This is a genomic window from Paenibacillus lentimorbus NRRL B-30488 (genome assembly GCF_000411595.1).
Classification (GTDB): Bacteria; Bacillota; Bacilli; order Bacillales; family Bacillaceae; genus Bacillus; species Bacillus velezensis.
The window spans coordinates 164,738-180,644 of record NZ_ANAT01000011.1 but is presented as its reverse complement, the minus strand read 5'-3'; the positions used below and the strand labels follow the sequence as shown (position 1 = coordinate 180,644).

Sequence of the window (15,907 nt, the reverse complement as noted above, 5' to 3'; positions counted from 1 at the left end):
GTTATCTTCGGGTGCTGCTTTTTTCTATTTTCAGCACATGCTGAAACACTTCTTCACTCTCAAAAAATTCTATCAAACGGCTCAGCCAGTCATAATAATGGAGCCAATCCGTCAGTTCATCCAAAAGCTGACGGGCTTTTTCTTCAATATCGGGACTGAGATTTTCCGATTCCAGAAGCTCAGTCAGCTCGCGGTTCAGCTTTTTATAGAGCATTTTGTTTTTGCTGACCGCCTTTGTCCAATTTGCCGTAAACAGGGAGATAAACGTCTGGTAATAATCACGCTCAACGTCGTAAAGGTCTTTCCGAACGCCTTTTTCAAACACTTTTTCAGCCAGATTGGCATCGGTCATTTCGCGGACCACCTGGCTCATCCTCGTTTTGCTCATCCCGGTCGCCTCTGACAGCTCATTTAACGTCATCGGCTTGCGGTTCATATAAATAATACCGAGCACACGTCCCAGTGTGGCCGGCATTCCGAATGTATGCATATTCTCGGCGATTCTCTCAATGAGATGCTCTTCAGCATGCCCGATGATATCAAGAGCGTTTTTTTCCACGGCTGATCATCCCTTCACTGGCTTTTCATGCTGACAATATATCATATTTTTTACAGTTGATGAAAAAGATGATGCGGCAGGATATGCGAGCTATCGGGAGCGATTGTAAGAACATCCGCATTGTCAGCGGGATAACATGAAAAAATACGTATATTGTATATAATTTCAACACATTGTAAACTTTTTATTTTACAAATTTCATCTTATAATAAAGATTATACTTTTCAGAAAAATAACGGAACCCTTCGGAGGTGCACGGATTGCTGAGATTAGAAAATGTATCAAAAGTCTATAAAGGCGGAAAAAAAGCTGTCAACAGCATTGATTTAAATATCGAAAAAGGCGAGTTTATTTGTTTTATCGGGCCGAGCGGCTGCGGAAAAACGACGACGATGAAAATGATTAACAGACTGATTGAGCCGTCATCCGGAAAGATTTTTATCGATGGCGAAAACATTATGGAGCAGGACCCGGTGGAGCTGAGACGGAAAATCGGCTACGTCATTCAGCAGATCGGACTTTTCCCTCATATGACCATTCAGCAGAACATTTCCCTCGTGCCGAAACTGCTGAAATGGCCGGAACAAAAGCGGAAGGAACGGGCGCGGGAGCTTTTGAAGCTCGTCGATATGGGCCCGGAATATTTAGACCGCTATCCTCACGAGCTGAGCGGGGGACAGCAGCAGAGAATCGGCGTGCTGCGCGCCCTTGCAGCGGAACCGCCTCTTATTCTCATGGATGAACCGTTCGGAGCGCTTGACCCGATTACGCGGGATTCCCTTCAGGAAGAATTTAAAAAACTGCAAAGAACATTGAATAAAACGATTGTGTTTGTAACCCACGATATGGATGAAGCTATTAAGCTGGCTGACCGGATCGTCATTTTAAAAGCGGGAGAGATCGTTCAGGCCGGCACTCCTGATGACATTCTCCGGAATCCGGCTAATGAGTTTGTCGAAGAATTTATCGGCAAAGAACGGTTATTGCAATCAAGACCGGATATTGAACGCGTCGAGCAGATGATGAACAAAAAACCTGTCACCGTTACGGCGGACAAAACGCTTTCGCAGGCGATACAGGTGATGCGGGAACACCGTGTCGATTCCCTGCTTGTCGTTGATGACCTGAATGTGCTGCAAGGATATGTGGATGTCGAAATCATTGATCAGAACCGGAAAAAAGCGAGCCTCGTCGGCGACGTGCTCCGCTCTGATCTGTATACAGTCGAGCAGGGGACACTGCTGCGCGATACCGTACGCAAAATTTTAAAGCGCGGAATGAAATATGTACCCGTCGTTGATGAACAAAGGCATTTAGTCGGAATTGTCACGAGAGCGAGCCTTGTCGACATCGTTTATGATTCAATCTGGGGCGAGGAAGACCAGCTGGTGACAGGCTGACAAGGGGAGGAACGCTTACAATGAATGAAATGATCAAGTTTTTGCAGACGAACGGCGGAGAACTTTTATATAAAACGTGGGAGCATTTATACATTTCGATTATCGCCGTCATATTAGGCATTGTCGTCGCCGTTCCGCTCGGAGTGGCGCTGACGAGAATGAAAAAGGGCGCAGGCGCCGTCATCGGCGCCGTCAACATTGTGCAGACCTTGCCGAGTCTCGCGATACTGGCGTTTTTTATCCCGCTGTTAGGCGTGGGAAAGGTGCCCGCGATCGTCGCGCTGTTTTTCTATTCGGTGCTGCCGATTCTCCGGAACACGTATACCGGCATTCAAGGCGTAAACAAAAATCTGCTGGAATCGGGAAAAGGCATCGGCATGACGGTCTGGGAGCAGATCAGGCTTGTGGAACTGCCGCTTGCGGTTCCGGTGATCATGGCGGGCATCCGCACATCCACCATTTATCTGATCGGCTGGGCGACGCTTGCTTCCTTTATCGGGGGCGGCGGGCTCGGAGACTATATTTTTATCGGCCTGAATCTCTATCAGCCTGAATATATTATCGGCGGCGCCGTGCCGGTCACCATTTTAGCCATTATCATTGATTATCTGCTGGCGGCGACGGAACGGAAGGTGACGCCGAAAGGGCTGAAAGGACTGAAGGAAGTATCATAAGGAGTTGGCTGTTGTGAAAAGAAACCAAAAGAGATGGATGTGCGGACTGGCGCTGTCAGCTGCTCTGCTTCTAGGCGGCTGTTCCCTTCCCGGCCTGAGCGGGGCTTCCGATGATACGATTAAAATCGGGGCGCAAAGCATGACGGAATCAGAAATTATCGCCAATATGATCGCACAGATGATTGAGCACAATACAGACTTGAATACGGCATTAATTAAAAACCTCGGATCGAACTATGTCCAGCAGCAAGCGATGCTCGGCGGTGAAATCGATATCGCCGCGACGCGCTACTCGGGAACGGATTTAACGAGCACCCTCGGCATGGAAGCGGAAAAAGACCCGAAAAAAGCATTATCCATCGTACAGAAAGAATTTGAGAAACGCTTCCATTACAAATGGTTTGATTCTTACGGATTTGAGAACACATACGCTTTTACCGTCACGAAAGAGCTTGCGAAAAAAGACCATTTAGACAAAGTGTCCGATATTAAGAAGCATGCGGGTCAATTTAAGCTCGGTGTAGACAATGCGTGGCTGAAAAGAAAAGGTGACGGCTATAAAGGTTTTACCGACACGTACGGTTTTGAATTCGGCACAACCTATCCGATGCAGATCGGACTTGTATACGATGCCGTGAAAAACGGGAAAATGGACGCCGTCCTCGCCTATTCAACGGACGGACGGATTAAAGCGTACGATCTGAAAATTTTAAAAGACGACAAGCAGTTTTTCCCGCCGTATGACTGTTCGCCGGTCATTCCCGACAGCGTGCTGAAGCAGCATCCTGAACTGAAGGGCATTGTGAATAAACTGATCGGCAAAATCGATACGGAAACGATGCAGGAATTGAATTACGAGGTGGATGGCAAGCTGAAAGAACCGTCCGTCGTCGCTAAAGAATTTTTGGAGAAACATCATTATTTTGAATAAGAAATGAGGTGGGGCAAATGGAAGTGCTGCAGCAGCTCGGCACTTATTATTCTCAAAACGGCGCCTATGTGCTTCAGGAGTTTTACCGCCATTTTCTCATGTCGGTATACGGCGTTTTATTTGCGGCGATCGTCGGGGTTCCGCTCGGCATCTTCATTGCCAGGTACAGAACATTAAGCGGCTGGGTATTCGCGGTGACAAACGTGATTCAGACCGTGCCGGCGCTTGCGATGCTTGCGGTGCTGATGCTCGTCATGGGGCTCGGCGCCAATACGGTGATATTGTCGCTGTTTTTATATTCGCTTCTTCCGATCATCCGGAATACGTACACGGGAATCGCCAGCATTGAACACGCTTATCTTGAATCGGGAAAAGCGATGGGCATGACCAAATTTCAGGTGCTCCGCATGGTGGAGCTGCCGCTTGCGCTTTCCGTCATCATGGCGGGGCTGCGGACGGCGCTCGTCATCGCGATCGGCATTACGGCAATCGGAACGTTTGTCGGCGCGGGCGGACTCGGTGACATTATTGTCAGGGGCTCAAACGCCACGAACGGAACCGCGATTATTTTGGCCGGGGCCATTCCGACAGCGCTGATGGCCGTTATCGCAGATCTTGTGATGGCATGGCTGGAGCGGGCGCTGAGTCCGGTGAGAAAGAAAAACGAACCAAAGCGCCGAATGCGGCATGAAAAAAACGCCTTGCGGGTCAGGGCGTTTTTTTCTTATGGCTTCGGAACATGCTTGAAAATTTCTTCGCTTTCAAAAAACTCGATCAGACGGCTGATCCAGTTGTAGTAATCAAGCCAATCCTTTAATTCTTTCAGCAGTTCGTTGATTTTTTCCTCAGCTTCTTCCGGCACGCCGTTTTCAAGGACGGCCGTCAGTTCGCGGTTCAGCTTTTTATGCATCATTTTATTTTTGCTGACGACCTTGCTCCATGTGGCCGTAAACAGCGTAATAAAGGTTTGGTAATAATCCTGCTCGACGTCGTATAAATCTTTGCGGACGCCTTTTTCAAACACTTTTTCCGCCAGATTGACGTCAAGCATTTCACGGACCGCCTGACTCATTCTCGTCTTGCTCATGCCGGTCGCTTCTGATAATTCAGTTAAGGTCATCGGCTTGCGGTTCATATAAATAATGCCTAAAATGCGCCCCACCGTCGCGGGCATTCCGAATGTATGCATATTTTCAGCGATTCGTTCTATCAAATGATCTTCAGCTTGTTCGATTACGTGTAACGGATCTTTCTCCAACAGTTTCAATCCTTTCAGTCAGCAATTCCGATGTCAATATACCACATTTTTAAACCGGCGGAAATGCTCTTCCGAGAGAATTTGGCAGTAATCCGGAGCAATAAGAAGAACTTTGCCGGTCAATACGGGTTAATCAGTGCTTACACAACCTTTATATATAATATGGACAAATTGTAAACTTTTTAATTTACAAAGTTTAATTTATAATGGGAAACGTTCAATTGTCTGAAAAGTTAAATTTGAATTTAACGAATTGAATAAACTTAATCATGGAGGTGTGAGTGTTTGCTGACATTAGAAAATGTCTCGAAAATGTATAAAGGCGGGAAAAAAGCCGTCAACAGCATCAACCTGAATATCGCCAAAGGCGAATTTATTTGTTTTATCGGACCGAGCGGCTGCGGCAAAACGACGACGATGAAAATGATCAACCGCTTAATTGAACCGACAGAAGGCAGAATCCTGATAGAAGGCCGAAACATTATGGAACAAGACCCGGTGGAACTCAGAAGAAGCATCGGCTATGTCATCCAGCAGATCGGGCTGTTTCCGCATATGACCATTCAGCAGAACATTACGCTCGTTCCGAAGCTTTTAAAGCATCCTGCCGAAAAACGGAAGGAACGGGCGCGGGAGCTTTTAAAGCTCGTTGATATGGGGCCTGAATATTTAGACCGTTACCCTCATGAACTGAGCGGAGGACAGCAGCAGCGAATAGGTGTATTACGGGCACTTGCCGCAGAGCCGCCGCTCATCTTAATGGATGAACCGTTCGGGGCGCTTGACCCGATTACGAGAGATTCCCTTCAGGAAGAATTTAAAAAACTGCAAAAAACCTTACATAAAACCATCGTATTTGTTACCCATGATATGGATGAAGCCATCAAGCTTGCGGACAGAATCGTCATTCTGAAAGCGGGAGAAATCGTCCAGGCCGGAACGCCTGATGAGATTCTCAGATTTCCGGCGAATGAATTTGTTGAGGAGTTTATCGGCAAGGAACGGCTGATCCAATCATCCAGCCCTGATATTGAACGGGTGGAGCAGATCATGAATCCCGATCCCGTGACGGTAACACCTGAGAAAACACTGTCAGCCGCCATTCAGCTGATGCGTGCCGAGCGGGTGGATTCGCTGCTTGTCATTGATGAAAAGAACGTTCTCCAAGGTTATGTCGATGTGGAGATGATTGACCGCAAACGAAGACAGGCGGTAACCGTCGCGGAAGTGCTTGAACGGGATCTGTACACGGTCAGAAGCGGCACTCTGCTCCGCGACGCCGTCCATAAAATTTTAAAAAGAGGCATGAAATTTGTGCCGGTCCTTGATGAAGCCGGCCGATTAACGGGAATCGTGACAAGGGCAAGCCTCGTTGACATCGTCTATGACTCCATCTGGGGAGAAGAGAATCAGCTCGCGGTGATGTCATGAGGAGGCTTCAATTGATATGAATCAGACCGTGCAATTTTTACAGGCAAATGGAGGAGAGATGCTTTATAAAACATGGGAGCATCTGTACATCTCATTAATCGCCGTCATGGCGGGCATTCTCGCCGCCGTTCCGCTCGGCGTCCTGCTGACGAGGATGAAAAGAGGAGCCGGCGCCGTCATCGGCATCGTCAACATCATTCAAACCTTGCCGAGCCTTGCCATTCTTGCGTTTTTTATTCCGCTTTTAGGCGTAGGAAAGGTCCCGGCCGTTGCGGCGCTGTTTTTCTATTCCATGCTGCCGATTCTCAGAAACACGTATACGGGGATTCTCGGCGTCAATCGGCATCTTCTGGAATCGGGAAAAGGAATCGGCATGACGGCATGGGAGCAGATCAGGCTTGTAGAGCTCCCGCTTGCCGCTCCGGTCATCATGGCGGGCATCAGAACGTCTTCGATTTATTTAATCGGCTGGGCGACGCTCGCCTCCTTTATCGGCGGAGGCGGGCTGGGAGATTACATTTTTATCGGCTTGAACCTTTATCAGCCGGAGTATATTATCGCAGGCGCCGTTCCGGTCACAGTGCTGGCGGCCGCCGTCGATTACATGCTGGGGATGACAGAACGGAAAGTCACGCCTGACGGGCTGAAGAGCATAAAGGATGCTTCATAAGGAGGAGGTCTCTCATGGGGAATAGATGCAAAAAACGGCTGCTCGCAATCGCCTGTATCGGCATGCTGCTCCTTGGCGGATGCTCGCTCCCGGGATTGAGCGCCGCATCGGAGGATACCATTAAAATCGGCGCGCAAAGCATGACCGAATCGGAAATCATCGCAAGCATGCTCGGACAGATGATCGAACATCACAGCGGGTTGAAGACAACGGTTATTAAAAATCTCGGCTCCAATGCCGTACAGCAGCAATCCTTGATCAACGGTGATATTGATATCGCCGCGACGCGCTATACAGGAGACGCGCTGACCGGGACGCTTCGCATGGAGCCGGAAAAAGACCCGGACAAAGCGCTGCGGCTCGTTCAGCGTGAATTTCAAAACAGATATGACATGAAATGGTTTGATTCTTACGGCTTTGATAATACATACGTCTTTACCGTTTCCGGACAGCTTGCCCGAAAGTATCATTTAGAAACGGTATCCGATGTCAAAAAAGAAGCGTCTCATCTGAAATTCGGCGTAGATAACTATTGGATGAAGCTGAGAGGCAACGGATATCAGGATTTTATGAAAACATACGGAATGTCATTTGAAGGCACGTATCCAATGCAGATCGGCCTCGTATACGACGCGCTGAAAAGCAGAAAGATGGATATCGCGCTCGCTTATTCCACCGACGGAAGAATCATCGCTTACGGACTGAAAACGCTGAAGGATGATAAGCGGTTCTTTCCTCCGTATGACTGTTCACCCGTCGTTCCGGATCATGTATTAAAAGAGCATCCCGAACTGGAGGACGTGATCAATCAAATGATCGGCGCGATTGATACAAAGATGATGCAGAAAATGAATTACGAAGTTGACGGCCGATTAAAAGAGCCGTCCGTCGTGGCCAAGGAATATTTAGAAAAACATCATTACTTTGAATAACGGAAAGGAGATGTGCGGATGGACACGATGAAAGAGCTGTTTACGTATTACGCTCAAAACGGAAGCTATGTTTTGTATGAGTGCTGGCGGCACTTTCTCATGTCGGCGTACGGCGTCGTTTTCGCCGCCGCTTTCGCCATTCCGGCCGGAATTGTGACAGCCAGGCACGGGCGTCTCGCCGGCTGGGTGTTTGCTGTGGCGAACGTGATTCAAACCGTTCCGGCGCTTGCGATGCTCGCCGTCCTGATGCTTGTCATGGGACTCGGCGCCAATACGGTCATCACGGCTTTGTTTTTGTATTCACTGCTGCCGATTCTCAGAAATACGCACACGGGCATTATTAATATCGAGCACGCTTATCTCGAGTCGGGAAAAGCGATGGGCATGACGAAATACCAAATCCTTCGTATGGTGGAGCTGCCGCTTGCGCTTTCCGTCATTATGGCGGGTCTCCGAACGGCGCTCGTCATTGCCATCGGCATCACGGCGATCGGCACCTTCGTCGGGGCGGGCGGCCTCGGCGATATGATCGTCAGAGGATCGAACGCGACAAACGGAACCGCTATTATTCTGGCGGGCGCCATTCCGACCGCGCTGATGGCGGTGGCCGCAGACCTGCTGATGGCGTGGCTGGAGCGAGCCCTAAGCCCGGTGAAAAACAAAAAGAAAGCTGATCGTACGCTCAGCCTCATGAAAAAAAGCATTCTTCCGCGTGAAGGATGCTTTTTTTGATTTCTTGATTAAATTTTGATAACTGCGCTGTAAAGTCTTACATATCAAATAACAAAGCAGAGGGGTAATCATATGAGCAACATCTTAGAAACGAGACGGCTGCAAAAATCATTCGGCAGACAACAGGCAGTGGCTGATGTGTCTCTATCGGTTAAACGCAACAGTATATACGGCCTGCTCGGTCCGAACGGAGCGGGAAAATCAACGACACTTAAAATATTGACCGGCATGCTGCAGCAAACATCCGGCGAGGTTCTGTTCGACGGACATACATGGAAGCGCGAAGATTTGAAAAGCATCGGTTCCCTGATTGAAGCGCCGCCGCTTTACAGCAACCTGACAGCCGCTGAAAATCTGAAAGTCCGCTGCGTGATGCTCGGACTGCCTGATTCAAGAATTGCGGAAGTGCTGGAAATTACGGGATTAACGGGAACCGGAAAAAAGCGCGCCGGACAATTTTCCATGGGAATGAAACAGCGTCTCGGCATTGCGTTAGCATTATTAAACCGTCCGTCGCTCTTAATTCTTGATGAGCCGACAAACGGATTGGACCCGATGGGGATTCAGGATTTGCGGGAATTTATCCGCTCCCTGCCCGGACAGGGAATGACGGTTATTTTATCAAGCCACCTGTTATCAGAAGTCGAGCAGATCGCAGACCATATCGGAATCATCAGTGACGGCGTTTTGGGATATCAGGGAGAAATCAGCCGGGAAGACGATCTGGAGCGGCTGTTTCTGGAGGTTGTCAAATCAACACGGGAGAAAGCGGGGACTGGGAAATGATTCAGTACATGCAGGCGGAACACCTTACATCTAAAAGAACATTTATCAGAAAGCTCATCATTCTGATTCCGCTTCTGAACACGGCTTTTTCTTTTCTGCTGAATGCCGCCTATTTTATGACGGGCACGTTCAATTGGTGGGCGGTTATTTTCATGCCGCTCATGATTGCTCTAATGTGCGGTTTATCTGTTAAAAAAGAGAAAAAATCAGCGAATGACCGTGCGGTATACTCACTGCCGGCTGACTTGAAGAGCATTTGGTGTTCAAAAATATGCTTGATCGCGCTGTATTCACTCCTGTCGCAAATCGTCTTTTTAGTCATCGTGTTTTTGCTTGGCCTTGTGTTTCCGGCAATTGCTGCGGTTCAGCTGAAAGGTATTGAAGCAAGCTCCCTTTTGTGGCTGACGACGCTTTGGGAAATCCCATTGTGCTTATGGATTGCCAGACAGTTCGGATTTACGGCAGTCATTCTCGTGAATATGATCGCCGCTTTTGTTTTGGGTATTGTGCCGGCGTCCGGTTCATTGTGGTGGCTGAGCCCATGGAGCTGGTCAGTCCGGCTGATGTCACCGATTCTCGGGATCCATCCGAACGGAATTCCGCTTCCCGCAAACAGCGGCTTATTAAACGGAAACGTGATCTTTCCGGCTATTATTCTTTCTATCCTTTCTTTTATCGCAATAAGTTTGATTTCCGCAGTGTCTTTTTCAAAAGGGGGAAACCGGTCATGACCGTGCTTTTACGATATATGTGGGCCGATGTATTAAAAATGAAGCGCACGCCGCTCATATGGATGCATGCTGCGGCCCCGGTTTTATGCGCGGGATTTTTCCTGTTGTATATGTATGGAAGGGTTCAGGAGCCTTATATGCTGTACAGTGTGTTTTTCAGCGCGATTGCTGTTTTATACCCTCTAATCATCAGTATTGTCTGCGGCATGTCTGCCTCCGTCGAGGAACAGGCGGGCCATTTTCAGATGATGCTGGCGGTTCCGCATTCGAAAATCGTCAGTTTTGCGGGCAAGCTGCTTCTTCTGCTGCTGTTGAATGTGTTATCGGCAGGCCTCGCCATCTGTCTTTATTTGGCGGGGTTGAAATTTGTTCTTCACATCAATGATCTCCCGTATCTTCTCTTTTTAAAAGGAGGGGCGTGGCTGATTGCCGGCAGTATTCCGCTTTATATGATGTCTTTTTTTGTCGGCATAAAGTACGGCATGGGACCATCCGGGCTTTTAGGGGGTGCGGGATTATTAATGGCGGCGCTCATGAATACGGGACTTGGCGATATCATCTGGCGTTTTTTTCCGTGGGCATGGAGCGTGCGGCTTTCAGGACTTGCAGGACTGCTGCATTTTGACAAAGTCAAAAAAGAGTTCCTCCCTTATGTAAGATACGATATGAGATTCGGAGAAATAATGTTATATTTTTCTATAGTGATATTATGTCTGGCCGGCCTCTATTGGTGCAGAAGATGGGAAGGGCGGCGTTCATATGAATAAAGGCAAGGAGCGATTCGGCCGGTGGCAAACATTTTAGCAATTGATGATGAAAAAGATATTCTCGTTCTGATCAGAAACATTTTACAGCGTGATCAGCATACAGTAACGATTCTGGAAAAAGCGGAAGATCAGTCATTGGATTTTTTTCAAGGCTACGATTTGATTCTTCTTGATGTCATGATGCCCGGAACGGACGGGATTGAACTCTGCCGGCGGATTCGGCCGCTGGTGGACAGCCCGATCCTGTTTTTAACGGCAAAGTCTGACGAAGAATCCATTGTGAAAGGCCTCATGACAGGCGCTGATGATTACATCACAAAGCCGTTCGGCGTACAGGAATTGATGGCAAGGGTAAACGCGCATGTCAGAAGGGAACGGCGGGAAAAGCATCAGACGAAACGGCTGATATCAGGCTTCATGTTTGATTTTGAAAATAAAGAAGTATGGATGGATGACCGGAAACTGCCTCTTACGAAAAACGAATATAAAATCGTTGAATTTCTGGCACAGCATAAAAACAGAACATTCTCACGGGAGCAGATTTACGAGGAAGTGTACGGCTTGGACGGCGATGCGCTCTATTCAACCATTACGGAGTTTATCAGAACCATCCGGAAAAAATGTAAAGAACACGGGGCTGATCCGATCAAAACGGTGTGGGGTGTCGGATACAAATGGGAATAGCAAAAGGAAAATCCAGCATCCGCAAAGAGCTTGTCAAATTTACCATCACGCTGTGTCTGAGCACGATGGGGGTGGCGGCATTATGTATCGCCTTAAATGCCATTGCCATGAATGCCGGAGCGATCCTGCCCGCAAACTACAGCGAACATGAGGCGGAACAGATCAAACCCCGCCTGAAATCAGCGGAAAAGATAACAGAAGACATGATCCCCGCAGGTATGACATACGCCGTTTTTGATAAAAAACAAAGCGGATGACAAAAGGAACGATGACGGAACAAGATGCGGCCAACGCCAGAAAAAAGATTCAGCATCAGCCGTATTTTAATTATGCTCAAAAAGGATTCATGGTGATAAATCGGAAAGATGAATACGGCGTTCTCCAATATTCACTCAGGTCGGAATTTCAGTCGCCGCTGTTAAGGCGCTATCTGCCGAATTATGAATGGACGGGTCTTACGATTCTGATCACTTTGCTTCTTTTGACCGTTTTTATCGTGACAACGCGTTTCGCCAATCAGCTGAGACGACATTTCAGCACACTCAGCTCCATTACGGCAAGCATCCAAAAACAGAATTTAAATATCAATCCAAAAAGGTCGCGTATAAAAGAATTTGACGATGTCATTGACTCTCTGCTGAAAATGAAAGACGCGCTTCAGGCATCTCTGGCGGCGCAGTGGGAGGCGGAGCGGATAAAGAAAGAACAAATCGGCGCGCTTGCGCATGATATTAAAATTCCGGCAACGATCATTAAAGGAAATGCCGAGCTGCTTCAGTTAACAGAACCTGATGAGGAGCAGGCGGAATATGCGCAGTATATCCTTGATGCCGGAAACAAAATCGAGCATTATGTCGGACAGCTGATCCAGCTTTCCAAAGCGGAGGAGGCAGTTGATGTTCATGTCGAATATACCGACCTTAAGGAGTGGGTTCAAAACATATATCGTGATGCGGCGGCGCTTGCGGGGCCGAAGCAGATTGATCTCGTCCTCAGCGAACGGGGAATTGACCGAATAGAAGCGCCGATCGATCATGAGCTGCTCCACAGGGCGGTCATGAATATCGCGGCAAATGCCGTCGACTATACGCCGGAAGGAGGGGAAATCCGTGTGGACGTCCTGTGCACCGCTTCCGCCCTCCATCTTGCCGTATCCGACAGCGGAAGCGGGTTCTCGCCGGAAGCGCTGAAAAGAGCGACACAGCTTTTTTACACGGAGGATAAAAGCAGACATTCGGCGGGGCATCACGGCATGGGGCTTACATTCGCCCATCACGTCGTACATCTTCATCACGGCGAATTAATACTTGAAAATCAGGAGTCTGGAGGAGCCCGGGCGGAGATTCGAATTCCGCTGGAAGGCGTCAGACAAAAACAAGCCCTGCACGCCTGAGGGCTTGTTTTTCTGTATAAGAAAAGCAAAAATAAAAACGGCTGTCCGTTTGAGAGATCAGCCGCTTATGCGGAAAAGAGTTTATCAGGAAGGATCAATCCATGTTGAAGACCACTTGGAAATTTCCTCTAAAATAGGGGCTAATGCGCAGCCTTTTTCCGTTAAAGAATACTCTATGCGGACAGGCGTTTCGGGGATAACATCCCGTTTGATGACACCTTCTGTTTCAAGTTCTTTCAGACGTTCTGACAAGACTCTTCCGCTTAAATTCGGAAGCGCCGCTTCAATTTCGCTAAATCGCTGCTGTCCGTTCAATAACTGAAAGACGATTAGAGCCACCCAGCGTTTACTTAGGATGTCGACCGCTTTTTCGAATCTGGGGCACATTTCTGATTGGTTCATGCTTTTTCACCTCGTCTTCTGCTATTATACCGCAAAATCGGAGGGAACGTACGTCTGGCGCTTGTTAAGTTGAGGAGAGGGTCAAAAAGAGGATGAGGAATCCGGGGAGCGCTTTTTCGCTTCAGCCGCAATAAAATCAAAGTATTTGCTGACGCTTTCAATATCTTCTTTTGTGAAGTGCTGCCACTTTTTGCTGTCAAACAGCGGCAGATGCTCTGCGCCTCTGTCAACGGCGGTCTGATAGATGGCGCAGATGGATTGATAGCTTTCGGAGGTTTCACGGATTTCCTCCTGAAATGCCTTGATGTGTCCGGCCCGCGCCATTAACTCCTCGTACGGGATTTTTAATGTGTCCGCCAATTTTCTGATGGTCGCCGGTTTAGGAATGCCGCGGTGCCCGTTTTCAATTCTGGAAATGGTCGCCGAGCTGACGCCGGAATAGACGGCAAGCTGATTGACGGTAAGCTTCCGGGCGCGGCGCAGCTCTCTTAATTGCTTTCCGAATGTGTTCAATAAGATCGCCTCACATGTGCAAAGTCATGAGTCTTCATTTGTTCTTTTTTTGGCTTCCGCCGCTAAGAACGCAAAGTATTTATCAAGCAGAACCAAGTCTTCTTTCGACAGGTGCCGCCAGTTCTCCCGCTCCAAAAGGGATAAATCATGCAGCTCATACGTTTCGGCTTTTTCCAGCAAGGTGCAGCCCGTGTCGTACGGGGCTCTCGTTTCCTGGACGGTCTCTATGTATCCCGCCGTCTGCATCAGTTCCTCATACGGGATTTTTAACGCATCTGCGAGCTTTTTAATGGTTGCAGGTTTCGGCACCCCGCGTTTGCCGTTTTCAATCCGCGAGATTCCCGCGGCGCTGACGCCTGAATACGTTGCCAGCTGATTCACTGTCAGATGCCTTTTTTCCCGTAATGTCCGCAATTGTTTCCCGAAGCTTTCCACAGTCTCTCCCCCTCCCGCGGTCTATTTATATTCTAGTATGTTTATTGACTAAAGGGAATAGCCAGGCTGGAAAAGTATTGACAAAAGTTAACAAAAGCCGTATCTTATGTATAAGAAAGAAAGTATTTGACAGAACGGAAGGTGAAGAAAGTGGTCGAAAAGATACAGATCAGAAGAGATTATGTGCTGCAGTATATGGTCAATAATGACTACTCGTTAAACCAGCTCGCCCTGGAGATCGGAATATCTCCCGCCACACTGAGCCGTGTACTGAATGGAGAGCGGAGGCCGGGCCAGCTGGTCATCGGAAAAATGCTCTATTACTTTGACATGAAATTTGAAGATCTTTTTTACTACGACTTTGTTGACAAAAGTCAATGATGATGGAAGATTCAAACGCATTTCCGTTTTTCTGACATGATGTGCACCGATACGGCGTGACATGCCTTTGTTTTTCATGTAAAATAGAAGCAATGTAGGCCAGTCAGTCTGGAGGTGTATGGGATGCACACATTATTGATTACCTTATTGGTTATCGTCAGTATTGCACTTATTATTGTCGTATTGCTTCAAACCAGCAAAAGCGCCGGTTTATCGGGTGCAATTTCAGGCGGGGCGGAGCAGCTTTTCGGAAAACAGAAAGCAAGGGGCCTTGATCTGATTCTTCACCGCACAACCGTTGTGCTGGCAGTCTTGTTTTTCGTGTTGACGATTTCGCTAGCGTATATCGTATAAGGCAATGTTTGTATAAGGTCTGATTTAATATCAGGCCTTTTTCTTGTTGAGAGACGGCGTTTGTTTCTCGCAAAACTGTGGAAAACTAAATTGAATGTGCAAAAAAGGGGTTATGAGCATGAAAATTGTGACACCAAAACCATTTACATTTAAAGGCGGAGACAAAGCGGTGCTTCTGCTGCACGGATTTACGGGAAATACGGCAGACGTCAGAATGCTCGGCCGCTACTTGAATGAGCGCGGCTACACTTGTCACGCGCCTCAATATAAAGGGCACGGCGTTCCGCCGGAAGAGCTGGTACATACGGGACCTGAAGATTGGTGGAAAGACGTCATGGACGGTTATGAGTATTTACGGTCTGAAGGCTATGAAAACATTGCGGCGTGCGGACTGTCGCTTGGCGGGGTTTTTTCATTGAAATTGGGTTACACTGTACCCATAAAGGGAATTGTTCCTATGTGTGCGCCTATGCACATTAAAAGTGAAGAGGTTATGTACGAAGGAGTTCTCTCCTACGCGCGCAATTATAAAAAATTCGAAGGAAAACAGCCGGAGCAGATTGAAAAGGAAATGAAGGAGTTTGAAAAAACGCCGATGAATACGCTCAAATCGCTCCAGGAGCTGATTGCCGATGTGCGCAAAAACGTCGACATGATCTATTCCCCGACATTTGTGGTTCAGGCACGGCATGACCATATGATTAATACAGAAAGTGCGAACATCATTTTCAACGAGGTGGAAACGGACGACAAACAGCTGAAATGGTATGAAGAATCAGGCCATGTCATTACACTCGATAAAGAACGGGACCTCGTTCATCAGGATGTGTACGAATTTTTAGAGAAACTCGATTGGTAACAAACAGGAGGTCGA

At 48.0% G+C, this 15,907-nt stretch carries 19 protein-coding genes and 2 pseudogenes; 16 read left to right on the top strand and 5 right to left on the bottom strand.

Annotated features, from left to right (window positions below):
* Nucleotide 1: 1 nt before the first annotated feature.
* Nucleotides 2-559 carry a GbsR/MarR family transcriptional regulator gene (locus D368_RS07700; protein ID WP_128574693.1) on the bottom strand — a complete coding sequence of 186 codons (558 nt, stop codon included), beginning with the start codon at nucleotides 557-559 and terminating at the stop codon, nucleotides 2-4.
* A gap of 260 nt (nucleotides 560-819) precedes the next feature.
* Here D368_RS07700 and opuCA point away from each other — a divergent pair, with 260 nt between their 5' ends.
* The 4 genes and pseudogenes from opuCA to D368_RS07680 form a co-directional block, all read left to right on the top strand.
* On the top strand, nucleotides 820-1,959 hold the full coding sequence (gene opuCA / locus D368_RS07695; protein WP_003151651.1) for an osmoprotectant ABC transporter ATP-binding protein OpuCA: 1,140 nt from the start codon (nucleotides 820-822) through the stop codon (nucleotides 1,957-1,959).
* A gap of 20 nt (nucleotides 1,960-1,979) precedes the next feature.
* Nucleotides 1,980-2,633 (top strand): ABC transporter permease, encoded by a 654-nt coding sequence (locus D368_RS07690; RefSeq protein WP_003151654.1) that lies wholly within the window; start codon nucleotides 1,980-1,982, stop codon nucleotides 2,631-2,633.
* Nucleotides 2,634-2,670: 37 nt separating this feature from the next.
* Nucleotides 2,671-3,564 (top strand): osmoprotectant ABC transporter substrate-binding lipoprotein OpuCC, encoded by an 894-nt coding sequence (gene opuCC, locus D368_RS07685; protein WP_108702434.1) that lies wholly within the window; start codon nucleotides 2,671-2,673, stop codon nucleotides 3,562-3,564.
* Nucleotides 3,565-3,581: 17 nt separating this feature from the next.
* A pseudogene (locus D368_RS07680) lies at nucleotides 3,582-4,226 on the top strand (ABC transporter permease); the annotation flags it as partial.
* Between the two features lie 62 nt (nucleotides 4,227-4,288).
* On the opposite strand, the gene D368_RS07675 reads toward D368_RS07680, so the two are convergent.
* Complete coding sequence (locus D368_RS07675) at nucleotides 4,289-4,822, bottom strand: GbsR/MarR family transcriptional regulator (RefSeq protein ID WP_003151660.1); 534 nt, start codon at nucleotides 4,820-4,822, stop codon at nucleotides 4,289-4,291.
* A gap of 285 nt (nucleotides 4,823-5,107) precedes the next feature.
* Between D368_RS07675 and D368_RS07670 the strand changes: the two genes are divergently transcribed.
* The 9 genes and pseudogenes from D368_RS07670 to D368_RS07630 all read left to right on the top strand — a co-directional run bounded on the left by D368_RS07670 (nucleotide 5,108) and on the right by D368_RS07630 (nucleotide 12,948).
* Nucleotides 5,108-6,253: a betaine/proline/choline family ABC transporter ATP-binding protein gene (locus D368_RS07670; RefSeq protein WP_014418902.1), complete on the top strand. Its 1,146-nt coding sequence runs from the start codon at nucleotides 5,108-5,110 to the stop codon at nucleotides 6,251-6,253.
* Nucleotides 6,254-6,269: 16 nt separating this feature from the next.
* Nucleotides 6,270-6,923, top strand: a complete 654-nt coding sequence (locus tag D368_RS07665) for an ABC transporter permease (protein WP_017418898.1) — start codon at nucleotides 6,270-6,272, stop codon at nucleotides 6,921-6,923.
* 14 nt (nucleotides 6,924-6,937) lie between these two features.
* On the top strand, nucleotides 6,938-7,855 hold the full coding sequence (locus D368_RS07660; protein ID WP_128574692.1) for an osmoprotectant ABC transporter substrate-binding protein: 918 nt from the start codon (nucleotides 6,938-6,940) through the stop codon (nucleotides 7,853-7,855).
* Nucleotides 7,856-7,873: 18 nt separating this feature from the next.
* A complete protein-coding gene (locus D368_RS07655) occupies nucleotides 7,874-8,587 on the top strand; it encodes an ABC transporter permease (RefSeq protein ID WP_128574691.1) in 714 nt (237 codons plus the stop codon).
* Nucleotides 8,588-8,659: 72 nt separating this feature from the next.
* On the top strand, nucleotides 8,660-9,373 hold the full coding sequence (locus D368_RS07650; RefSeq protein WP_071392291.1) for a lantibiotic protection ABC transporter ATP-binding protein: 714 nt from the start codon (nucleotides 8,660-8,662) through the stop codon (nucleotides 9,371-9,373).
* Nucleotides 9,370-10,104, top strand: coding sequence for a lantibiotic immunity ABC transporter MutE/EpiE family permease subunit (locus tag D368_RS07645; protein WP_071392290.1), 735 nt, complete (start codon nucleotides 9,370-9,372; stop codon nucleotides 10,102-10,104). The genes D368_RS07650 and D368_RS07645 overlap by 4 nt, the downstream gene beginning before the upstream one ends.
* The gene (locus D368_RS07640; protein ID WP_057080221.1) at nucleotides 10,101-10,871 is read left to right on the top strand and encodes a lantibiotic immunity ABC transporter MutG family permease subunit; all 771 of its coding nucleotides are present in this window, start codon (nucleotides 10,101-10,103) and stop codon (nucleotides 10,869-10,871) included. Before D368_RS07645 ends, D368_RS07640 begins: the two co-directional genes overlap by 4 nt.
* 21 nt (nucleotides 10,872-10,892) lie before the next feature.
* Nucleotides 10,893-11,555 (top strand): response regulator transcription factor, encoded by a 663-nt coding sequence (locus tag D368_RS07635; protein ID WP_101562436.1) that lies wholly within the window; start codon nucleotides 10,893-10,895, stop codon nucleotides 11,553-11,555.
* Nucleotides 11,546-12,948: pseudogene (locus D368_RS07630) on the top strand (sensor histidine kinase). Before D368_RS07635 ends, D368_RS07630 begins: the two are co-directional and overlap by 10 nt.
* Before the next feature lie 84 nt (nucleotides 12,949-13,032).
* On the opposite strand, the gene catR reads toward D368_RS07630, so the two are convergent.
* The 3 genes from catR to rghR all read right to left on the bottom strand — a co-directional run bounded on the left by catR (nucleotide 13,033) and on the right by rghR (nucleotide 14,298).
* Nucleotides 13,033-13,350, bottom strand: a complete 318-nt coding sequence (catR, locus tag D368_RS07625) for a catDE operon transcriptional regulator CatR (protein WP_003151672.1) — start codon at nucleotides 13,348-13,350, stop codon at nucleotides 13,033-13,035.
* A gap of 81 nt (nucleotides 13,351-13,431) precedes the next feature.
* Nucleotides 13,432-13,863: a helix-turn-helix domain-containing protein gene (locus D368_RS07620; RefSeq protein ID WP_003151674.1), complete on the bottom strand. Its 432-nt coding sequence runs from the start codon at nucleotides 13,861-13,863 to the stop codon at nucleotides 13,432-13,434.
* 24 nt (nucleotides 13,864-13,887) lie between these two features.
* Nucleotides 13,888-14,298, bottom strand: coding sequence for a transcriptional repressor RghR (rghR, locus tag D368_RS07615; protein WP_014418895.1), 411 nt, complete (start codon nucleotides 14,296-14,298; stop codon nucleotides 13,888-13,890).
* Between the two features lie 195 nt (nucleotides 14,299-14,493).
* Here rghR and D368_RS07610 point away from each other — a divergent pair, with 195 nt between their 5' ends.
* The 3 genes from D368_RS07610 (at nucleotide 14,494) to D368_RS07600 (ending at nucleotide 15,892) form a co-directional block, all read left to right on the top strand.
* Nucleotides 14,494-14,679: a helix-turn-helix domain-containing protein gene (locus D368_RS07610; RefSeq protein WP_087920807.1), complete on the top strand. Its 186-nt coding sequence runs from the start codon at nucleotides 14,494-14,496 to the stop codon at nucleotides 14,677-14,679.
* 123 nt (nucleotides 14,680-14,802) lie between these two features.
* Nucleotides 14,803-15,033 carry a preprotein translocase subunit SecG gene (secG, locus tag D368_RS07605; protein WP_003151681.1) on the top strand — a complete coding sequence of 77 codons (231 nt, stop codon included), beginning with the start codon at nucleotides 14,803-14,805 and terminating at the stop codon, nucleotides 15,031-15,033.
* 118 nt (nucleotides 15,034-15,151) lie between these two features.
* Nucleotides 15,152-15,892: an alpha/beta hydrolase gene (locus D368_RS07600; RefSeq protein WP_014305833.1), complete on the top strand. Its 741-nt coding sequence runs from the start codon at nucleotides 15,152-15,154 to the stop codon at nucleotides 15,890-15,892.
* The last annotated feature ends 15 nt before the right edge of the window (nucleotides 15,893-15,907 follow it).